The sequence below is a fragment of the Tepidibacter mesophilus genome, assembly GCF_002724055.1.
Lineage (GTDB): Bacteria > Bacillota > Clostridia > Peptostreptococcales > Peptostreptococcaceae > Tepidibacter_A > Tepidibacter_A mesophilus.
The window spans coordinates 280,120-299,037 of the sequence record NZ_BDQY01000001.1 but is presented as its reverse complement, the minus strand read 5'-3'; the positions used below and the strand labels follow the sequence as shown (position 1 = coordinate 299,037).

General features: G+C 27.1%; 21 protein-coding genes. 18 read left to right on the top strand and 3 right to left on the bottom strand.

The features are described 5' to 3' along the window. Positions 1–192 precede the first annotated feature (192 nt). The 3 genes from Tmeso_RS16185 (at position 193) to Tmeso_RS01420 (ending at position 1,800) form a co-directional block, all read left to right on the top strand. Positions 193–348, top strand: coding sequence for a GNAT family N-acetyltransferase (locus Tmeso_RS16185; RefSeq protein WP_242967796.1), 156 nt, complete (start codon positions 193–195; stop codon positions 346–348). 503 nt (positions 349–851) lie between these two features. Next, positions 852–1,217: a DUF4367 domain-containing protein gene (locus Tmeso_RS01425; RefSeq protein ID WP_099187514.1), complete on the top strand. Its 366-nt coding sequence runs from the start codon at positions 852–854 to the stop codon at positions 1,215–1,217. Positions 1,218–1,392: 175 nt separating this feature from the next. Next, entirely contained in the window at positions 1,393–1,800 is a 408-nt protein-coding gene (locus Tmeso_RS01420) for a hypothetical protein (RefSeq protein ID WP_099187512.1), read from the top strand. Between the two features lie 375 nt (positions 1,801–2,175). Here the strand turns inward: Tmeso_RS01420 and Tmeso_RS01415 are convergent, their stop codons facing one another. Further along, complete coding sequence (locus Tmeso_RS01415) at positions 2,176–3,588, bottom strand: S-layer homology domain-containing protein (RefSeq protein WP_099187510.1); 1,413 nt, start codon at positions 3,586–3,588, stop codon at positions 2,176–2,178. A gap of 217 nt (positions 3,589–3,805) precedes the next feature. Here Tmeso_RS01415 and Tmeso_RS01410 point away from each other — a divergent pair, with 217 nt between their 5' ends. The 15 genes from Tmeso_RS01410 (at position 3,806) to Tmeso_RS01340 (ending at position 17,793) form a co-directional block, all read left to right on the top strand. Next, positions 3,806–4,318, top strand: coding sequence for a DNA topology modulation protein (locus Tmeso_RS01410; RefSeq protein ID WP_099187508.1), 513 nt, complete (start codon positions 3,806–3,808; stop codon positions 4,316–4,318). Positions 4,319–4,496: 178 nt separating this feature from the next. Next, complete coding sequence (locus Tmeso_RS01405) at positions 4,497–5,501, top strand: LacI family DNA-binding transcriptional regulator (protein WP_099187506.1); 1,005 nt, start codon at positions 4,497–4,499, stop codon at positions 5,499–5,501. A gap of 5 nt (positions 5,502–5,506) precedes the next feature. After that, a complete protein-coding gene (rbsK, locus tag Tmeso_RS01400; protein WP_099187504.1) occupies positions 5,507–6,427 on the top strand; it encodes a ribokinase in 921 nt (306 codons plus the stop codon). Then, on the top strand, positions 6,427–6,822 hold the full coding sequence (gene rbsD / locus Tmeso_RS01395) for a D-ribose pyranase (RefSeq protein ID WP_099187502.1): 396 nt from the start codon (positions 6,427–6,429) through the stop codon (positions 6,820–6,822). The genes rbsK and rbsD overlap by 1 nt, the downstream gene beginning before the upstream one ends. 12 nt (positions 6,823–6,834) lie before the next feature. Beyond that, positions 6,835–8,328 (top strand): ribose ABC transporter ATP-binding protein RbsA, encoded by a 1,494-nt coding sequence (gene rbsA / locus Tmeso_RS01390; protein WP_099187500.1) that lies wholly within the window; start codon positions 6,835–6,837, stop codon positions 8,326–8,328. 2 nt (positions 8,329–8,330) lie between these two features. Then, positions 8,331–9,263 carry a ribose ABC transporter permease gene (gene rbsC / locus Tmeso_RS01385; protein WP_099187498.1) on the top strand — a complete coding sequence of 311 codons (933 nt, stop codon included), beginning with the start codon at positions 8,331–8,333 and terminating at the stop codon, positions 9,261–9,263. 172 nt (positions 9,264–9,435) lie between these two features. Continuing rightward, complete coding sequence (rbsB, locus tag Tmeso_RS01380) at positions 9,436–10,341, top strand: ribose ABC transporter substrate-binding protein RbsB (RefSeq protein WP_099187497.1); 906 nt, start codon at positions 9,436–9,438, stop codon at positions 10,339–10,341. A gap of 141 nt (positions 10,342–10,482) precedes the next feature. Further along, a complete protein-coding gene (locus tag Tmeso_RS01375; RefSeq protein WP_099187495.1) occupies positions 10,483–10,890 on the top strand; it encodes a GntR family transcriptional regulator in 408 nt (135 codons plus the stop codon). Next, the gene (locus tag Tmeso_RS01370; RefSeq protein WP_099187493.1) at positions 10,865–11,761 is read left to right on the top strand and encodes an ABC transporter ATP-binding protein; all 897 of its coding nucleotides are present in this window, start codon (positions 10,865–10,867) and stop codon (positions 11,759–11,761) included. The genes Tmeso_RS01375 and Tmeso_RS01370 overlap by 26 nt, the downstream gene beginning before the upstream one ends. Then, on the top strand, positions 11,736–13,769 hold the full coding sequence (locus Tmeso_RS01365; protein ID WP_099187491.1) for a DUF6449 domain-containing protein: 2,034 nt from the start codon (positions 11,736–11,738) through the stop codon (positions 13,767–13,769). The genes Tmeso_RS01370 and Tmeso_RS01365 overlap by 26 nt, the downstream gene beginning before the upstream one ends. A 341-nt stretch (positions 13,770–14,110) precedes the next feature. Beyond that, on the top strand, positions 14,111–14,941 hold the full coding sequence (locus Tmeso_RS01360) for a hypothetical protein (protein WP_145993127.1): 831 nt from the start codon (positions 14,111–14,113) through the stop codon (positions 14,939–14,941). Then, on the top strand, positions 14,923–15,861 hold the full coding sequence (locus tag Tmeso_RS01355; RefSeq protein ID WP_099187487.1) for a LiaF transmembrane domain-containing protein: 939 nt from the start codon (positions 14,923–14,925) through the stop codon (positions 15,859–15,861). The genes Tmeso_RS01360 and Tmeso_RS01355 overlap by 19 nt, the downstream gene beginning before the upstream one ends. A gap of 119 nt (positions 15,862–15,980) precedes the next feature. Further along, complete coding sequence (locus tag Tmeso_RS01350) at positions 15,981–16,304, top strand: PadR family transcriptional regulator (RefSeq protein ID WP_099187485.1); 324 nt, start codon at positions 15,981–15,983, stop codon at positions 16,302–16,304. Beyond that, the gene (locus tag Tmeso_RS01345; protein ID WP_099187483.1) at positions 16,297–16,866 is read left to right on the top strand and encodes an HAAS signaling domain-containing protein; all 570 of its coding nucleotides are present in this window, start codon (positions 16,297–16,299) and stop codon (positions 16,864–16,866) included. The genes Tmeso_RS01350 and Tmeso_RS01345 overlap by 8 nt, the downstream gene beginning before the upstream one ends. Positions 16,867–16,881: 15 nt before the next feature. After that, positions 16,882–17,793 carry a DUF4097 family beta strand repeat-containing protein gene (locus tag Tmeso_RS01340; RefSeq protein ID WP_099187481.1) on the top strand — a complete coding sequence of 304 codons (912 nt, stop codon included), beginning with the start codon at positions 16,882–16,884 and terminating at the stop codon, positions 17,791–17,793. A 132-nt stretch (positions 17,794–17,925) separates the two neighbouring features. On the opposite strand, the gene Tmeso_RS01335 is transcribed toward Tmeso_RS01340, so the two are convergent. Together Tmeso_RS01335 and Tmeso_RS01330 are read right to left on the bottom strand one after the other, a co-directional pair. Beyond that, positions 17,926–18,354 carry a hypothetical protein gene (locus tag Tmeso_RS01335; RefSeq protein WP_099187479.1) on the bottom strand — a complete coding sequence of 143 codons (429 nt, stop codon included), beginning with the start codon at positions 18,352–18,354 and terminating at the stop codon, positions 17,926–17,928. A 10-nt stretch (positions 18,355–18,364) separates the two neighbouring features. Further along, complete coding sequence (locus Tmeso_RS01330; protein ID WP_099187477.1) at positions 18,365–18,907, bottom strand: LytTR family DNA-binding domain-containing protein; 543 nt, start codon at positions 18,905–18,907, stop codon at positions 18,365–18,367. Between the last annotated feature and the right edge of the window lie 11 nt (positions 18,908–18,918).

Genomic DNA, 18,918 nt, shown 5'->3' with positions numbered 1-18,918 from the left:
TAATTAAAACATTATATTTTATGTTAAAATATACTAATAAACCAAAAAAATGTATTTATATAATGCTGCTTTTTATTTAGAAAATATAGAGAATCATTAGTTTGCTATATATTAAGAAATGTATAAAAAGAAATGAGGTGAGATTTAGTGAGAGATTGGGACTTGAATAGATTATCTCACTAAAGATGAATAATGTTTATAAAAATAAATGTAAAAAGTAGGGCAATACCACAAAGATTAGGTTTCAAGAATGAAGGAGTATTAAGAGAAGCAGAATGGCTATATAATCATTATGTAAGTCATGTTGTTTATGGGATGCTAGATAATGAATGGGATAGTACTAAGTAAATAAAACAATTTGAACATTTGAAGAAACGAAGAAATCATATGATGAAGGTTATGCATCTATAATGAAATATAAATTCAATCAAAATAAGGAAAAAAGGAGTTTTGCTTATAGGCTTTGATATTATGTATCAAAGTTTTTTTGTTTTGCTAAACTTATGGGGTTAAAGAGTGGTGATCGTTTTTAAATTACAAAAGAGCTCTAACATATACAAGAATTGCATATGAAATGCATTTGTTTTATGTGCAATTATTCATGGAGCATTAGATTAAAAAACATCTGAGGAAGTAGAAAAATGAAATATTGATATAGATTCAACTTGTATTCAGATAATTTGAGTGAAACAAGTGTCACAAAATATATAATTAATTTGTTATATATATGAGAGCTAATTAAATGAGGTGAAAAGATGAATACGATAGAGAATATAGTAAATGAAATTCAAAATGGGCATGTTGAAAAATATAATTTCACTTAAGGACGAATTACTAAACAACCTAAAGATGTGAATACAGAAGAAATATCTAGAGAAGCAGCTAAAAGTACCACATATGACAATCCAGTATTTGTGAAATATACTGATGTTTCTGATAGTGTAGCAGGAATAGGTGCTACTTATAGTGATGGTGTAAATATAATAAATATTAACATGTCACATTGGGTTGGAAATGATATAATATCATATAAAGAAAATGCTACTAAAAAACAAAAGATTGAATTAGAAGGTTATGAAGTGATTTATGAAGAAAATAATAAATGTGTTTTTTGGATTAAAAATAAAGTGTATTATACTATAAGTTCACCTTCAGATGAAGTATCAATGGATAATTTAATAAAAATAGCAAAAGTAATTATAAACCTTAATAAATAATTTATAAAATATTTATGTAAATCAAATTAGAGTTTTTTGTATTAAGGCTAAAAATAATTAGAATGTTAGATTAAATAACTTAAGAAGTAGAATGGGGCAAGTATTTGAAAATACGCTTAAAAAAGTGAGTAAATAAGTTTTAATTATTTAGGTTAGTATAAAGGGGATAAAAAATATGATTTCTATTAGTTATTTTCAGTTTATTTGTTTTTTATGGGCATCCATAGGAATTGGATCTAGGATTGTGATGTCAATAATGGGATCGAGATGGAAGGAATGGGAATTAAATAATGCCTATACTGTTAATAAATCTAAATGGATTTATATAGTAGCCTTGATTGCTTATTTTTTAGTAGGATATACATGGTATAAACATTTTACAACTCACGTAAATTATAGTTGGATTATATCAGCACTATCTTCTGTAACTATTGTTAAGATTAGTACAATTATATTCAATTATGAGGGGTTCCGTAAATTTGCTAGTAATATATTAAATGATAAAAATAAAATGTTCAAATTAAACGTGAGTGTAGTCATATTTTCAGTTATATTGATTTTTATGGGAATATACCTTTACTAATGAAATATAAGTTTGATAGCATTTACGAAATGAGTATAACAAAGCATAAACTTATATATATCGTATAGTAAAATATCTCTATAGAGTATCTATATATTAAACATGAACTCCTATTGATTCATATCAATCATTGTGATATCTTATAAATCAACACATATATTCCATAAAAATCCAAAAATCAAAATTAGAGAGTATTTTTTTAATTAAGGTATTTTTATATCAATATTTAAAGGTTTACAGAGGATTGAAAAAGTCGCTTAGACACAGATTTAATTACATAACCATAAAATAAAACCTTCAATTAATTGAAGGTTTTATTTTATGGTATTCTTTCTTGTGGAAATTTAATGGCTTAAATTATAGAGCTTTTAAATACTAATCTTGAACTTCTATTTCTACAATAACATTATTGACTACTTTTATTTCGATTTCTGAACCTACTATTAAGTCTTCAAATTGTCCATCTTCATTGTTTTCAAGTTCTATTTCTACATCTTCATCTACTTCAAAAGTTTCATTATCATTATCTATTTTAACAGTAAGCTTATTTGTTTTTCCTTCAATTTTTTCTACTATCTTTCCATCATATTCCTGCTCTATAGATTCGGCATTTATTTCTATAATTTTTCCGTCTTTTAATTTTATTTCTAATTCCATTCCTTTTTGTAATTCTTCTAATTTTACATTTTTGTCATCTAATTCAATATCTGCATCTTCGTCTATTTTAAAAGTTTTTTCAATATCATTTACTTTTATTGTTAATTCGTTTTTTTCTATATTAGTACTTAACATAGTTCCTTTATATTCTTCTTCATCATAATAAGCATATACTTTAACTACTTTTTCATCTTCTACTATGATTTTAACATTCATTCCTACATATAAATCTTCAATATTTTCTTCTTTATTATCTATTTTTATAACTGTATTATTTTCGATTTCGAATAATTTTTCTTTATTATCTATTTTTACAACAATTTCTTCATCGTCTAAGTCTAATTCAGTTATTTTTCCTTTGAAAATATCTTTTGTTTCTACTTCATCTTTATCTTCATCTTCTTTGGTGTCTTCATCATTTAACTTTTCATCTAAATTGTCAATTAATTTGGCCATTTCTGCTCTTTTTACTGATTGATTTGGTCTAAATGTATCATCTGGATATCCTGCCATAATTTCTTTTTTATCAATTAAGTATATATATCCAACGTTTCCTATTTGAACTGCTGATGTATCTTTAAATCTAAGGTCTTCTTTCATATATTTTTGAGCTTCTTCTTCATATCCTAAAGCTCTTATAATATATTTTGCTACCTCTTGTCTTGTTGCAGGAGTAGTGAAATTATCCTGCCATATGTCAACTTCATCAATTATGCCTTTATCAAGAGCTACTTCTATGTATCCTTTTCCCCAATCTTGTAATTTTTCTTCTAGCTTATCATCTTTCTTGCCTTTCTTTATTAAGTCAAGACATTCATTAGCTTCATCATCCCATCCCATTGTACGAATAATCATTGCTAATGACTCTATTTTAGTAACATTTTTCGAAGGTGAAAACTCATTGTCACTAATTCCTTTTATTATACCTTTTAATGACATTCTTTCTATAGAACTTTGAGCCCACTCATATTCGTCGATATCTCTAAATTTTTTGGCTATTCCCGGTGGTAAGCCTCCTTTTTTTGCTAATCCAGGTGGAATAAAACCATGTTTAGAATTAGCATAACTTGATGTTAAAGTCATCGGAAGTATTAATGCTACTGCCAATATAAAACTAATTATTCTTTTCATAACTTTGCCTCCTTCATTTTTTAATCTATTATAGACTACGTACTATATATTTTTTTTAGGTACCTATATTTAAATATTATTCATATTTGTAATTTATTTGAAATTAATGCCATGTTTTTAACCTTAATTATACAAAATAAAGTAATAGCATGATAAAATTTATTCACAAATACAGGAATGAAAATTATATACAAAGCTTAAAGGTATGGTGAATATATTGAAAAAAATAATGATAATTGGTTCTGGGGGAGCTGGAAAGTCTACATTAGCAAGAAAATTAGGAGGTCTAATGAATATAGAGGTTATTCACTTAGATAAATTATTTTGGAAAAGTAACTGGGTGGAAACTGAACACGATGAATGGATTGAGGTTATAAAAAAACAAGTAAAGAAGAAATCTTGGATTATTGACGGAAATTATGCAAGTACTATGGATATTCGTTTAATTGAGGCTGATACAATTATTTTTCTTGATTTTTCAAGATATACTTGTTTATTAAGAGCTATTAAAAGAAGATTTATGTATAAAAATAAATCTAGACCAGATATAACAGAAGGTTGTGTTGAAACATTTGATTTAGAGTTTTTCCAATGGATTTGGAATTTTCCAAAATCTGATAGGAATATGATATTAAAGAAACTAGATAAATATAAAAATGAAAAAAATATATTTATATTAAAGAACCAAAAAGAATTAATGAAGTTTTTAGGCAGTATAGAGAAAAAATAATTTAGGATAAAAAACTTGTTTCTTAATAAGATACAAGTTTTTTTATTTATATAAATGGATATCATAATCACTATATGAAAACTACAAAAAAAGATATTGAAATATATTTTATGCGATGATATACTTTAGGTAAACGATTTAGTAAAACGTTTACCTAAAAATATGGAGGCAAAATATAATGGGTGTTACAATAAAAGATATTGCAAAGTTTGCAGGTGTATCTACAACAACAGTGTCAAAAATACTTAATAATAAAGATAAGGATATAAGTAATGCTACAAGAGAAAGAGTGCTAAATTTAATTGAAGAACATAATTATAGACCTAATAAAATAGCTAAAAGCTTAGTTACTAAGAAAACAAATACTATAGGTCTTGTAATACCAGATATAAGAAATCCTTTCTTCCCTGAACTTGCAAGAGGAGCTGAAGATAAGGCTAATGAAAAAGGATATAATATAATATTTTGTAATACAGATGACGATTCAGATAAAGAAGAAAAATATATTAATATGTTAGTTGAAAAAATGGTAGATGGGATAGTATTTACAGCAGCTTCTGAAAGAGAAAAAGGTTTTGAAGGTAAGAAAAAAACCTCTGTTCCAATAGTGTTAGTAGATAGAGATGTAGATATAAACGGCATAATAGGAAAAGTTACTGTAGATAATTTCAAGGGAGGATATGAAGGAACTAAACATTTACTTCAATTAGGACATGAAAGAATATTATATTTATCAGGACCATTAGAAAGTAAGACTGCATTAGATAGATTAAAAGGATATAAAAAAGCTTTAAATGAGTTTAATGTTAAGTTCAAAGAAGAGTATATAAAAGAAGGAAATTACAAAAGTGAATGGGGATATAAAGCAATAAAGGATATAGGGAATAAACTTAAATACACTAGTGTATTTTGCGGAAACGACTTGATTGCAATAGGAGCAATTAAAGCTCTAAAAGAAATGAAACTAGATGTTCCAAAAGATATAAGCGTAGTAGGATTTGATGATATATATATGTCAAACCTTATTGATCCGGAACTAACTACAATTAGACAACCTAATTATAAAATGGGATATAAAGCTATTGAGATACTTATAGATGCAATTGAAAATAAAGAAAAAAATATAAAACACATAGATTTATCTACACAGCTTGTAGTTAGAAAATCTACTTCAAAGAGGTGAAAAGTATGAAAAAAATTACTGTGGTAGGAAGTTTAAATATGGATTTAGTAGTTAATGTTGAGAAAATGCCAAAAGTTGGTCAAACAGTAATTGGATTGAATTTTAAAGAAGTTCCAGGAGGCAAAGGAGCAAATCAAGCTGTTGCTATGGCAAGACTAAATGGAAAAGTAAATATGATTGGAAAAGTGGGACAAGACGGATTCGGAAAAGAATTATTAAATTCTCTTAAAAAAGATAAAGTAAATATAGAGTATGTAAAGACAGAAAAAAATATAGCATCAGGTGTTGCAATGATTACAGTTAATGAAGATGCAGATAACAGTATAGTAGTTGCGCCAGGTGCAAACTATGAATTAAAAAAAGATGATATAGATAATTGTATAGATGCAATAAAAGAATCAGATATAATAGTAACTCAACTTGAAGTTCCAATAGATACGGTAAGATATACACTTGAAAAGTCAAAAGAGTTAAACAAATATACAATATTAAATCCAGCTCCAGCAGTTAAACTAGGAGATGAAATAATAAAAAATGTAGATCTATTAACTCCAAATGAAACAGAACTTGAAATATTAAGTGGCATTCAAATAAAGAATGATGAGGATATATTGAGTGCAGCAAAAACACTTATAAATAAAGGAGTAAAAGAGCTTATAGTTACTCTAGGATCAAAAGGTGCTTTATATATAAATAAAGATATGCACAAAATGTATAAATCATACAAAGTAAGTGCAGTAGATACAACAGCAGCAGGAGATAGTTTTACAGGAGCAGTAGTAGTTTCTTTGGCTAATGATGAAACTATAGATAAAGCTATAGACTTTGCATCAAAGGTTGGAGCACTTAGTGTAACAAAAGAAGGAGCACAAAGTTCATTACCATATTTAGAAGAAGTTATAAACTTTGAAGGAGGGAATAATTAATGAAAAAAGGAAAACTTATTAACAGTGAAATATCTTATATTATATCTAAGATGGGACATACAGACATGTTAACTATTTGTGATAGTGGTCTTCCGATTCCCCAAAATACTCAAAGAATAGATTTAGCTTTGAAACATGGAACTCCTTCATTCTTAGACACGTTAGATGCAGTATTAGAAGAATTGAAAGTTGAAGAAATTATTATAGCGTCCCAAATGGAAGAAATAAGTCCTAAATTATATGAAGAAATCTTAAACAGATTTAATGATATAAAAATAGTAAAAGTAGACCATGAAGAATTTAAGAATATAACAAAAGATTCTATGGCTATAGTTAGGACGGGAGAGTTTACACCATATGCTAATGTGATATTAAAATCTGGAGTAGTATTTTAAGAGGTGAAAAATATGAAGAAACCAATTTTAGAAATGAGAGGTATAACTAAAGAGTTTCCTGGAGTAAAAGCTTTAGATGGAGTTGATTTGAAGTTATATACAGGAAAAGTAATGGCACTACTTGGAGAAAATGGAGCAGGTAAATCAACACTAATGAAAATATTAAGTGGTGTTTATAAGAAAAATGATGGTGAAATTTATTATGAAGGACAGAAAATAGAACTTAGGGGACCTAAAGATGCACAAGAAAAAGGAATAGCAATAATACATCAGGAGCTTAACTTGATTCATCAGTTAACTATAGGTGAGAATATATTTTTAGGAAGAGAACCTCTAAATTCATTTGGAAAAATAGATTGGTCAAAGCTTTATAAAGATTCAGAAGTGCTTTTAAAGAAGTTAAGAGTAGATAAAAGTCCTAAAGAATTGTTGGGAAGTCTTAGTTTAGGTGAGCAACAAATGGTTGAAATAGCAAAGGCTCTTTCTTTAAATGCAAAGATAATAATAATGGATGAGCCTACAGATGCGTTAACAGATAAAGAAACAGTAAGTTTATTTAAAGTTATAAATGAACTTAAGAATGAAGACAAGGCAATCGTTTACATTTCACACAGACTAAAGGAAATATTTGAAATATGTGATGATATTACTATTTTAAGAGATGGAAAGTATGTAGGAGAGGAAAAGGTTTCCAAGTTAGATGAAGATAAAGTAATTGAAATGATGGTAGGAAGAAAACTTACGGAACAGTTTCCAAAAATAAATACTTCAACTGGAGAAACAGTATTGAAGGTTAGTAATCTTAGTAATCAATATGTAAAAGATATAAATTTTGAAGTTAAAAAAGGAGAAATACTTGGGATTTCAGGACTTATGGGAGCTGGAAGAACAGAACTTGCAAAAACTTTATATGGAGCTATAAGTAAAAATACAGGTGAGATTTTTATAAATGGTAAAAAGGTGAGTATAAATTCTCCAAAAGAAGGATTAAAAGAAGCAATCGCTTATGTATGTGAGGATAGAAAGTCAGAAGGATTAATATTGGGACTTTCTGTAAAGGAAAACATGACTATATCATCTTTGGACAAGATTTCTACTGTATTTAAAATAGATAAAACTAAAGAAGAAAGTAATGTAAAAGATTATATAAATAAAATGTCTATAAAAACTCCTAGTATTAATCAAATAATTAAGAATCTAAGCGGAGGAAACCAACAAAAAGTAGCTATTGCAAAAGCTATTATGACAGAGCCAGAGGTTTTGATATTAGATGAACCTACTAGAGGAGTAGATGTGGGAGCTAAAAAAGAAATTTATGATCTTATAAATATATTAAAAGAGCAAGGAAAAGCAATTATAATGATATCTTCAGAAATGCCTGAAATTTTAGGGATGAGTGATAGAATACTGGTACTTCATGAAGGTAAAATTACAGGAGAATTCAATATGAATGATGCAACTCAAGAAAAGATAATGAAGAGTGCAGTCGGTGTAAAGGAGGCTTAATAATGAATAAAGAAAAACTTATGAAATTTAAATCTATAATAGGACTTATAGTATTTTCTATAATAATTTCCTTTTTAAGTCCTAGATTTTTAACAGTACCTAATATGCTAAATGTGTTTAAACAAACATCTATAAATGCTGTTATTGCAGCGGGTATGACATTTGTAATACTAACTGGAGGAATAGACCTGTCGGTAGGTTCAGTACTTGCATTTTCGGGAGCTATTTGTGCAAGTTTAATAGCTTCAGGAATGAATGTATTCGTAGCTATTATAGCAGCACTTGCAGTAGGAGGAGTTTTAGGAGCGGTAAGTGGGTTAATTATAAGTAAAGGAAAAATCCAACCCTTCATTGCAACTCTTGCAATGATGACAATACTTAGAGGAGCTACTTTAGTTTTTACTGATGGAAGACCTATAGGATTAGGAAATAGCAAAGGTGCCATGGCTTTTTCAAAGTTAGGAGCAGGTCAATTATTAGGAATACCAGTACCTGTATACTTTATGATTGTAGTATTTGCTATATGTTACTATATATTAACTCAAACAAAACTAGGTAGATATGTCTATGCAGTAGGTGGAAATGAAGAAGCTTCAAGATTATCAGGACTAAATACTACTAAATTAAAAATATGGGTTTATACAATAAGTGGAATACTAGCATCGTTATCAGGAATTATAGTAACTTCAAGACTTTTTTCTGCTCAGCCAAATGCTGGTTCAGGATATGAACTAGATGCTATTGCTGCTGTAGTTTTAGGAGGAACAAGTCTTGCGGGAGGACAGGGAAGTATACTTGGAACAGTTGTTGGTGCTTTGATTATAGGAATATTAAACAATTCGCTTAACCTGCTAAATGTATCCTCTTATTATCAAATGATTGCAAAAGGAGCAGTAATATTAATAGCAGTTCTTTTAGACAGAAAATCAAAATAGATATTATGGTTAATGCCTTAATATAAAGTGAAACTTAATTCAGATTCAATTTTTATAATCTGGATTTATAGTTGAATCAATCTAGAAGCTATAGAGTTTTTGTCATCAATCGCAAGAGGGTATATATAGAACTCTTAGCTTTCGGATAAAAATTAAAGAGGAGGAAATACAAATGAAAAAAATATTTTCGATTTTACTTGTTGCTATTTTAACTTTAGGAATGCTTGCTGGATGTGGAAAACAACAAGACAATACAACACAAGAAGGTGGCAAAAAAATAGGGTTAGTATTATCAACTCTTAATAATCCATTCTTTGTAACATTAAAAGATGGAGCAGAGGCTAAGGCGAAAGAATTAGGTTATGAACTTGTTGTACTTGATTCTCAAAATGATCCTGCTAAGGAAATTGCAAATATGGAGGATTTAACTACAAGAGGAGTATCTCTAATAATGATAAATCCTGTTGACTCAGATGCAGTAGTAAATGCTGTTCAAACTGCAAATAATGCTAATATTCCAGTTATAACATTAGACAGAGCTGCTAATGGAGGAGATGTTGTAACACATATAGCTTCTGATAATGTAGCTGGTGGAAAAATGGCAGGAGAATATATAATAGAAAAATTAGGTGGAAAAGGTAAAATGGTTGAACTTGAAGGGATACCAGGAGCTTCTGCTACAAGAGATAGAGGACAAGGGTTCAATGATGCTATAAAAACTAGTGAAATAGAGGTAGTAGCAAAACAAGCTGCTGACTTTGATAGAACAAAAGGACTTTCAGTAATGGAAAATATGTTACAAGCTAATCCGGAAATAAATGCAGTATTTGCGCATAATGATGAAATGGCTCTAGGGGCTTTAAAGGCAATACAAACAAGTGGAAAAGAAATTATGGTTGTAGGATTTGACGCAACAGATGATGCTGTAGCATCTGTAAAAGAAGGAAAAATGGCTGCAACAGTTGCTCAACAACCAGATCAAATAGGTTCTTTAGGAGTTGAAAGTGCAGATAAGGTAATAAAAGGTGAGAGTTTAGAAAAATTCATACCTGTTGAATTAAAGTTAGTAACTGAATAATAAATATTGAAGAAGGCTTTTAGCCTTCTTTTTTTGTTTTTGTATTTACAAAATATAAAACTTGAGCTATAATTAAAACTGTACTACATATAATAATACAGATAATACATATGATACAGATAGAATGAAAGGAGGGCATACATGTTTGAATTAGATTTAAGAAGCAGACTACCTATATATGAACAATTAGTAGAAAGATTTAAAGAACTTATAATTAGTGAGGTATTAAAAGTAGATGAAAAACTACCTTCGGTACGTACACTTTCAAAACAGCTTACAATTAACCCAAATACTATTCAAAAGGCATATAGAGAGCTAGAAAGACAAGGATATATATATTCTATAAAGGGGAAAGGAAGTTTTGTAATGTCATCATCACAAATTATAAATTCTGAAAAGTTAACAAATATAAAAAAAGAATTAGTTAAGAATTTGTCTGAGGCTATTTATTTAGGTATGGGCAAAAATGAAATTATAGATATGATTTCAGAAGCTGAAAGCTTGGTTAAAGGAGGAGAAGGAAATGATTGTAACAAAGAATGTAAGTAAATCTTTTGAAGGGTTTGAAGCTTTAAAAAATGTTAGTTTAAGTGTAGAAAGAGGTTCGATATACGGGTTAGTAGGTTCGAATGGAGCGGGAAAAACTACACTTTTGAAACTTCTATCAGGTATTTACAAACAAGACAGTGGAGAAGTATACATAGATAATAATGAAGTATATGAAAATATAGATATAAAATCAGACATGATATTTATGCCTGATACTCTTTATTTCTTCGCTCAATATACAATAAAAGAAATGGCTAAATTCTATAAAAGAATTTATAAAAACTGGAATGAAGAGAGATTTGAAAAACTAGAAGAAGTCTTTAATATAAATATTAATAAAAGAATTAGTAGTTTATCTAAAGGTATGCAAAGGCAAGTAGCATTTTGGTTGAGTTTATCTACAATGCCGAAGATTATGATTTTAGATGAGCCAGTTGATGGATTAGATCCTGTTATGAGAAAAAAAATAAAGAATTTAATTATTCAAGATGTAGCAGAAAGAGAAATGACAGTATTTATATCTTCTCATAATTTGAGAGAACTTGAAGATATATGTGATCATATAGGAATACTTCATAAAGGAAGTATGGTAATTCAAAAGGATTTAGATGATTTAAAATCTGATATTCATAAGATACAAGTTGCTTTTAATAAAATGCCAAAAGATACTTTAGAGGAAATAGATATACTTTATAATGAAGAAAGAGGAAGCATTGTTTTATTAATTGTTAGAGGTAAAAAAGAAACTATAATATCTAATTTAGAAAAGTATGATCCAAAAATTTTAGATATTTTACCATTAACATTAGAAGAAATATTTATTTACGAAATGGGGGGTATTGGGTATGAAATCGAAAATATCATTGTTTAATAAAGGCGTTATATTAAATGATTTAAAAAGATTTTCTTGGATAGGAGCGGTTTATTTATTAGGGTTATTGCTTACTATACCAATGAGAATACTTATGATTAATAGTGAGGTTGAAAATTATGGACATTATAACAATAACCCAATAAAAAGTTTATTTGATTTTGAAACTGGAGAAACAATGATTTTAATAGGAGTTATACCTATATTGCTAGCAATTTTATTATTTAGATATATACACGTAAAAAAATCATCAGATATGATACATGCTCTTCCTATAAAAAGAGGAGATTTATATAATAATCATATATTTGTAGGCACAATACTTTTAACAATACCAGTACTTGTAACTACAATTGCTTGTGTTATATTAAATTCTACACTAGATTATAATGGTTACTATAAGGACATTGTATATACAATAGATATTCTAAGATGGGGTGGAATAACTATAATCCTAAGTATATTAATTTTTATGTTTAGTGTTCTTGTAGGAATGATTACAGGAATATCCGCTGTCCAAGGTGTATTAACTTACATATTTTTATTTTTGCCTGTAGGGTTAACTACTTTAATATTTTTTAACATGGGAATTTTCGTTTATGGATTTAGTGTAGATTCTTATTTTATGCGTAGTGATATATTTAAATTATCTCCATTAACAATAGAAGTTGTAGTAGGAAGCAAAAATATGATGAGTTTTAAAGCAATAATGATATATATAATTAGTTATATTATCTTATATTGTATATCTAAAACGTTATATAACAAAAGAAATCTTGAATCAGCATCGCAGTCTATTGCTTTTAGACATTTTAAGCCTATATTTAAATATGGGGTAACATTTTGTAGTATGCTATTAGGGGGACTATATTTTCTAGAATACGGTAAAAATATTCAATGGGTATTATCTTGGTACATTATTATGTCTTTAATTGGATATTTTATTGCAGAAATTACTATAAATAAATCTTTAAGAGTATTCAAAAACGTAAAAGGATATTTTATATATGTTGGAATAATAATAATACTTTTATTGGGGTTGAAATTTGATATTATTGGATATGAAAAATATGTTCCAGATTTAAAAAAAGTAGAGAGCATATATTTTGATAGAGGTTTTTATGGATTGATAGAATCTGAAGAAGAAAAATTTTATTACAATGAAGATAATTTGCACAATATTCAACAACTTCATAAGCAGATTATAGATGATAAAAAGAAAAATTTACAAAAAGATAATTCAAATGAACATGTTGCTATTGCATATAAATTAAAAAATGGAAAAACAATAAAAAGGAGTTATGATATTTCAAAAGAAAAGTACATTAAATATTTAAAACCTATATATGAATCTAAGGAATATAAAAAAATAAACAATAGAATTTTTGATATTAATGATTCTGATATTGAAAAAATAACAATTAGACCTACAGGAAATAGTAATAAAGTAACCTCTATAACTAATCAAGAAGAAATTGAAGAATGCTTAGAACTTCTAAAAGATGAAATAAATAATCAAAAATATGAAGAAATGACAGATAATAAAGTATATTGGGCAGATATAGATGTTTCATTAGTAGAAAATAAAAAAGATAATAACGAAGATGCTATGCAAGATAAGTATGATAATAGTATAAATATAGGATGGGACAAAGCGTTCGTTAAACTTGAAAAATGGTTAAAAGAAAAAGATTATATAAAAAATTCCAGAATTAACCCAGAAGATATAGCTTATGCTGTTGTTGAAAGAAAAGAAGATAAAGATGATATACATATAGATCAGTATGATAGATATATAAATCAAGGAGATAAAAAAGTAAAAAGGTTAGAAATAGTAGACAAGGATAAAATAGAAATATGTTTAAAGGATTATGAAAATGAGTATTATAATGGAGATTCAAACGCAAAGTATATTATAGGATTTTATTCAGAGGATAAAAACAACATAGATTATGGAACTTTTGATGAAGACAGCGCTCCTAATTTTATTAAAGACTTTTTCAAATAAAAAATTTGCATTATCTTATATGATATGCTCATATCCTCAACATAATTTTGAAACTCATTCTTTGAAATTTATGTGTATTAAATTAGTTTATAATTTTATCCAATGACTATTAATTATAAGACTTCTATCTTCTGTAGGTGATAGTTTTACAGTGGATACGGCTTTGAATAAGTTTTACTTGATATCAATTCAAAAATAAGGTTTGCCTCGAAATGGAAATTAGTTTCTGTTAAGAGGCAACTTTTATGAAAAATTTAAAATACAATTTAAACCAAAAATGTTTTTATTTGATGTATAATGAGTGTGTGATTACATTAGAAAAAATAAAGGGGGGACTTTCTATGAATAAAAAAAGTAAATTATTTACTTTTGTACTATCTATAATACCAGGGCTATCTCATGTATATCTTGATAATATACAAAGAGGAGTAGTATTTTTTGTGAGTTTAATTGCTAATCTGTTTATGGTGTTTTTTACGGTTGAAATTTTAGGTATATATCAAGGAGAAGCATTACTAATAGTATTTCCTATTATTTGGTTAATAGGTATGGTTGATAGTATGATTTTAGTTGATAAAATAAATAAAGGATATATTAGTAGCGTTGAAGATTATAATAAAGAATTTAATTTAGAATTGGGAAGTACTATTCAAAATAAAAAAGTTATAGCTATGGTTTTATCTATAATTCCAGGTGCAGGTCATATGTATCTAAACTTGAAAGAACAAGGTGTTCAGCTAATGTGTACTTTTTTCTTACCATTTTTCCTTACTGATTTTTTAGAAATTAACTTTTTCATGCTTTTAGTACCTATAATTTGGTTTTACAGCCTGTTTGATGCTATGCATAAGGCATCAGAAGAAAACTTACAAGGTAAAGATGTTTCTATATTTAGTTCTTTAAAAGAAAACACATTTTTAACAAAAGATAAAAGTAAAATATTTGGATATGCATTAATTACTATAGGCTGTATCGTAATATTTCAAAATATACTAATTGATGGATTTGATACTTTAATTAAATATATAGGTATTACAAAATATATAAGTATTTATACAATAAAAAGGTATTTAACAACAGTGGTTGTAGGAAGTGTATTTATAGTAGGAGGAATAAAGCTTCTTAATGTAAATAAAAAAAAGGAGGAAATTCAATGCGAAGATGGAGAGTAGGAAATTTATCTTCAGGTGTAATGTTTATTATATTAGGGTTAGTATTACTAGCATCTTTATTAAAGGTAGCATTAGTAACTGAATATATATTTAGATTTTGGCCTGTAATTTTAATAATACTTGGATTTGAAATTATAGCTTATGTGTATTTTTCAAAGGAAGAAGAATCAAAAGTAAAATACGATATCTTAAGTATATTTATGATCATATCAATAGGACTATTTAGCATTGGTGCATATACAATACATTCACTTGATATAATGACAAAGTTATCAAGCTGTATAAGTAGACAAGAGTATAGTGTTTTGATTGATGATAAAGAAATTAATATAGATAATAATATAGAAAAAGTGATAGTAGATTATCCAAAACAATATACATATACAACATTAAATATAAAAGAGGGCACTAATAATAAAATTATAGTTTCAGGAAAAGGAACAGTTTTAGCAGGTTCAAAGCAAGAATCAGAAACTATTATAAATAATTCAAAAATAAAGTCAAGAAAAGTTGGAGATAATTTATATATAGAATTTGAAGATTTACCAAGAGCTGAGAATTTAAATCCCGGACTTACTTGGGTTGAATATACAATATTTTTACCAGGAAATAAGGATATTGAAATACAAGGGAACAACCAAAATATAAATATAGATGGAGATGCTGTGAAAAATAAATGGGTTATAAAGAATGCTTCAGGTGTAGATATAAATGTGGGTACAGATGATAGTTTAGATATATTTGCAACGCTAAAAAACGTGGATGGATTACAAGGCAGCGTAGATTGGAATAAAAATAGTGATTTACAAAATGAAGAATCTGATAATAGTTATACAAAAGGAAATATTAAATTTAAAGAAGGATTAAATAAAATTTATATAATTGAATGTGAAGAGGTTAAAGTAAATACCTTATATTAAGACTATATATCAAAATATATAGTCTTTTTAGATTTGTTTTTTGCTTAGTACCTTGCAATATACAATACCGTATAATATACTATAATTATAAATCAAATTTATACATGAAAGGGATAAAAATGAATATTCAATTTAAAAAAGGTGTTTTAGAATTATGTGTTCTAGTTTTACTCAGTAAAAATGATTGTTATGGATACGAATTAGTAGAAAAGATATCAAAATATATAAATATATCTGAAGGAACCATATATCCCCTTTTAAGAAGACTTCAAAAAGAGGGATATTTTACAAGTTATCTTAAGGAATCAACTGAAGGACCACCTAGAAAATATTATAAAATAACGGATGAAGGTAAGAAAATAAAAAATGAATTAATTAATGAGTGGAATCATTTTGTTAAAGGCGTTAATATCATTATAAATGAGGAGGATTTAAATGAATAAAAAAGAATTTATAGATATTTTAGAAAATCAACTTTATGGATTACCTAAAGTTGATATAGATGAGATACTTTATGACTATAAAGAACATTTTAGCGTAGGTCTAGCAAGAGGAAAATCAGAAGATGAAATATCAAAAGAACTAGGTGATCCTAAAAAAATAGCTAAATCATATAAAGTAAACATTGTCATTGAAAATGCACAAAATAATCCAACACCTATAAATATAGTTAAAGCAGTTATTGCTACAATAGCTCTTGGATTGTTTAACTTGATTTTTATTTTAGGACCTTTTTTAGGATTGGCAGGAGTACTGATAGGATTATTTGGCGCGGCTTTAGGAGTAACTTTTGGTGGGATAGGAATAGTCATAGGTGCAATATTTGGACCTGTATTAGGAGGAAATTTTGGTATTAACATGAATCCTATAGTAGTTATATTTATAGGTATAGGAACAACTGCTTTAGGGTCACTGTTTTTAATTTTAAATATTTATTTAACTAAAATTTCATATAAAGGAACTGTTAAATATTTAAAATATAATATTGATATTATCAAGAAATAATTGGGAGGGAATTTTATGAGTATTAAAAAACTGGTTACGTATTTAGTAGTTATAATGTTAATTTGTTATGGAATAGGATTTACTATAATGTCTTTTACTGGTGGATTTAAAGGTGATTTTAGTATTTTATATAAAAATAAAAAAACTTATAATGATTTAGATCAAGAGAAAATTGAAAAGATAGACACAATAAATCAAATCTCTATTGAAACTTCAAGTTGTGATGTTAACATAATACCTGAAGATAGACAAGATGTTAAAGCTCATTTATATGGAAATATTACTTCGACATTTAAGCCAGAACTTGAAAGTAAGATAAAAGGTAAAGAACTGTTAATATTTATAAAAAGACCAAATTCATATAGTATATTTAATTCTGATTTAAAACTTGATATTTATGTTCCTAAAAGTTATAAAGAAGATATAGAAATAAACTCTTCTTCTAGTAATATAAACATTCAAAGTGAATTAACATTAAATAATCTTTTTATAAATTTAAGTTCAGGGAATGCGAATTTAAAAGATATAAATATTAAAAATTTGAAATATGAAGCTTCTTCAGGATCATTAATAGGAGAGAATATAGTTACAAAATCTACATTGATAGATGTATCTTCGGGATATATAGAATTAGATAAATTTACTGGTAATTTAAGAGGCGAATCGTCTTCTGGTTCAATAAAAGTTAATTATAACATATTTGATAATAATATTGATTTAGATACTTCCTCAGGAACTGTGAATATAGGACTACCAGATGATGCTAAATTTTATTTAGATGCTGAGTGTTCTAGTGGAAATATAGAATGTGATTTTCCTATAGTTGTAAGAGGCAAACAGGAAGATAATACTTTAAGAGGAACTGTTGAAAATGATAAAAACAAAATAATAATAAATACTTCATCAGGAAATATAAAAATATACTAAAAAAACAAAGTATTTACGCTCGGATTTTCAGTAGGCGTTATTGGAGGCGCATTTATTATAGCTATGCGCCTTTTATTACCATATATATTAGCATTTGCCTTATTAACATTACATCTTTTTTTAGACTATTTATTATAAACGATTTAAGAATTCTTTTTTCTTTTCATCTAATCTTTCATTGAGCTTTTTGTAATACATATAGGATGCAAAGGTAAAGGACATACCTAATAGCTGAGCTATAATAATGATGATAATAGTTGTTGTACTAAACAACGGTTTTCCAAATACAAAATGGGCAATTGTAGCTGGAAACATAGATATAACAGTTAATAATATAGAAGATAAAATGAATATTTGATATACTTTAAGCTTTCCATATGCAATAATAAAAGTTTGGCGTATTACAGTTCCTATCACTAAACCTACTAAAGAATCTACAAGTAATATGTAGATATCATTTATTTTAAAATGAGTTGAAGAAATTTCTGATAATCCCACTATTAAACCAATAAGCGCTGATATTATCGAATTAACTATTGTACTCTTAGTGTTTTCTTTCATTTTATAACCTCTACAATCCTAAAAAAATTTTGAACTCTCTTAAATATTTACGTGTAACATATATAGTTAACGATGTGTCTTTCATTTTTAACAATAGTTTGCCATTAAACCAGGGTTGAATCTGATCAATTTTTATTATATTAACGATAAAAGATTTGCTAATTCTTATAAAGCCATGGTCTCTTAATTTTTCTTCTAATTCGTATAATTTTTCTTTTACTTTATATTGTTTATCACCAACAACACAAAAAACATCATTACCAGAGCCTTCAAAATAGCTAATTTGATTATAATTAATGACTTCATAGCCAACTTCGCATTTTCCAGTAATAACCCTTTTGTTTTCTTGTTGACCTAAAAATGAATCAAGAAAATGTATTAAATTATTTATCGTGGATAATTCAAAGACAATTCCTATCTTTCCATCGTCTAAATCATAGCCTTTTTCAACAATCAAAATATCAGACTTATTTGATATTTTGATTTTTTTATTTTCAAGCATTTCTATCATAATACCTTTTATGTTATCAGAACATTTCAAATCAACATTCATATAAATCTCCT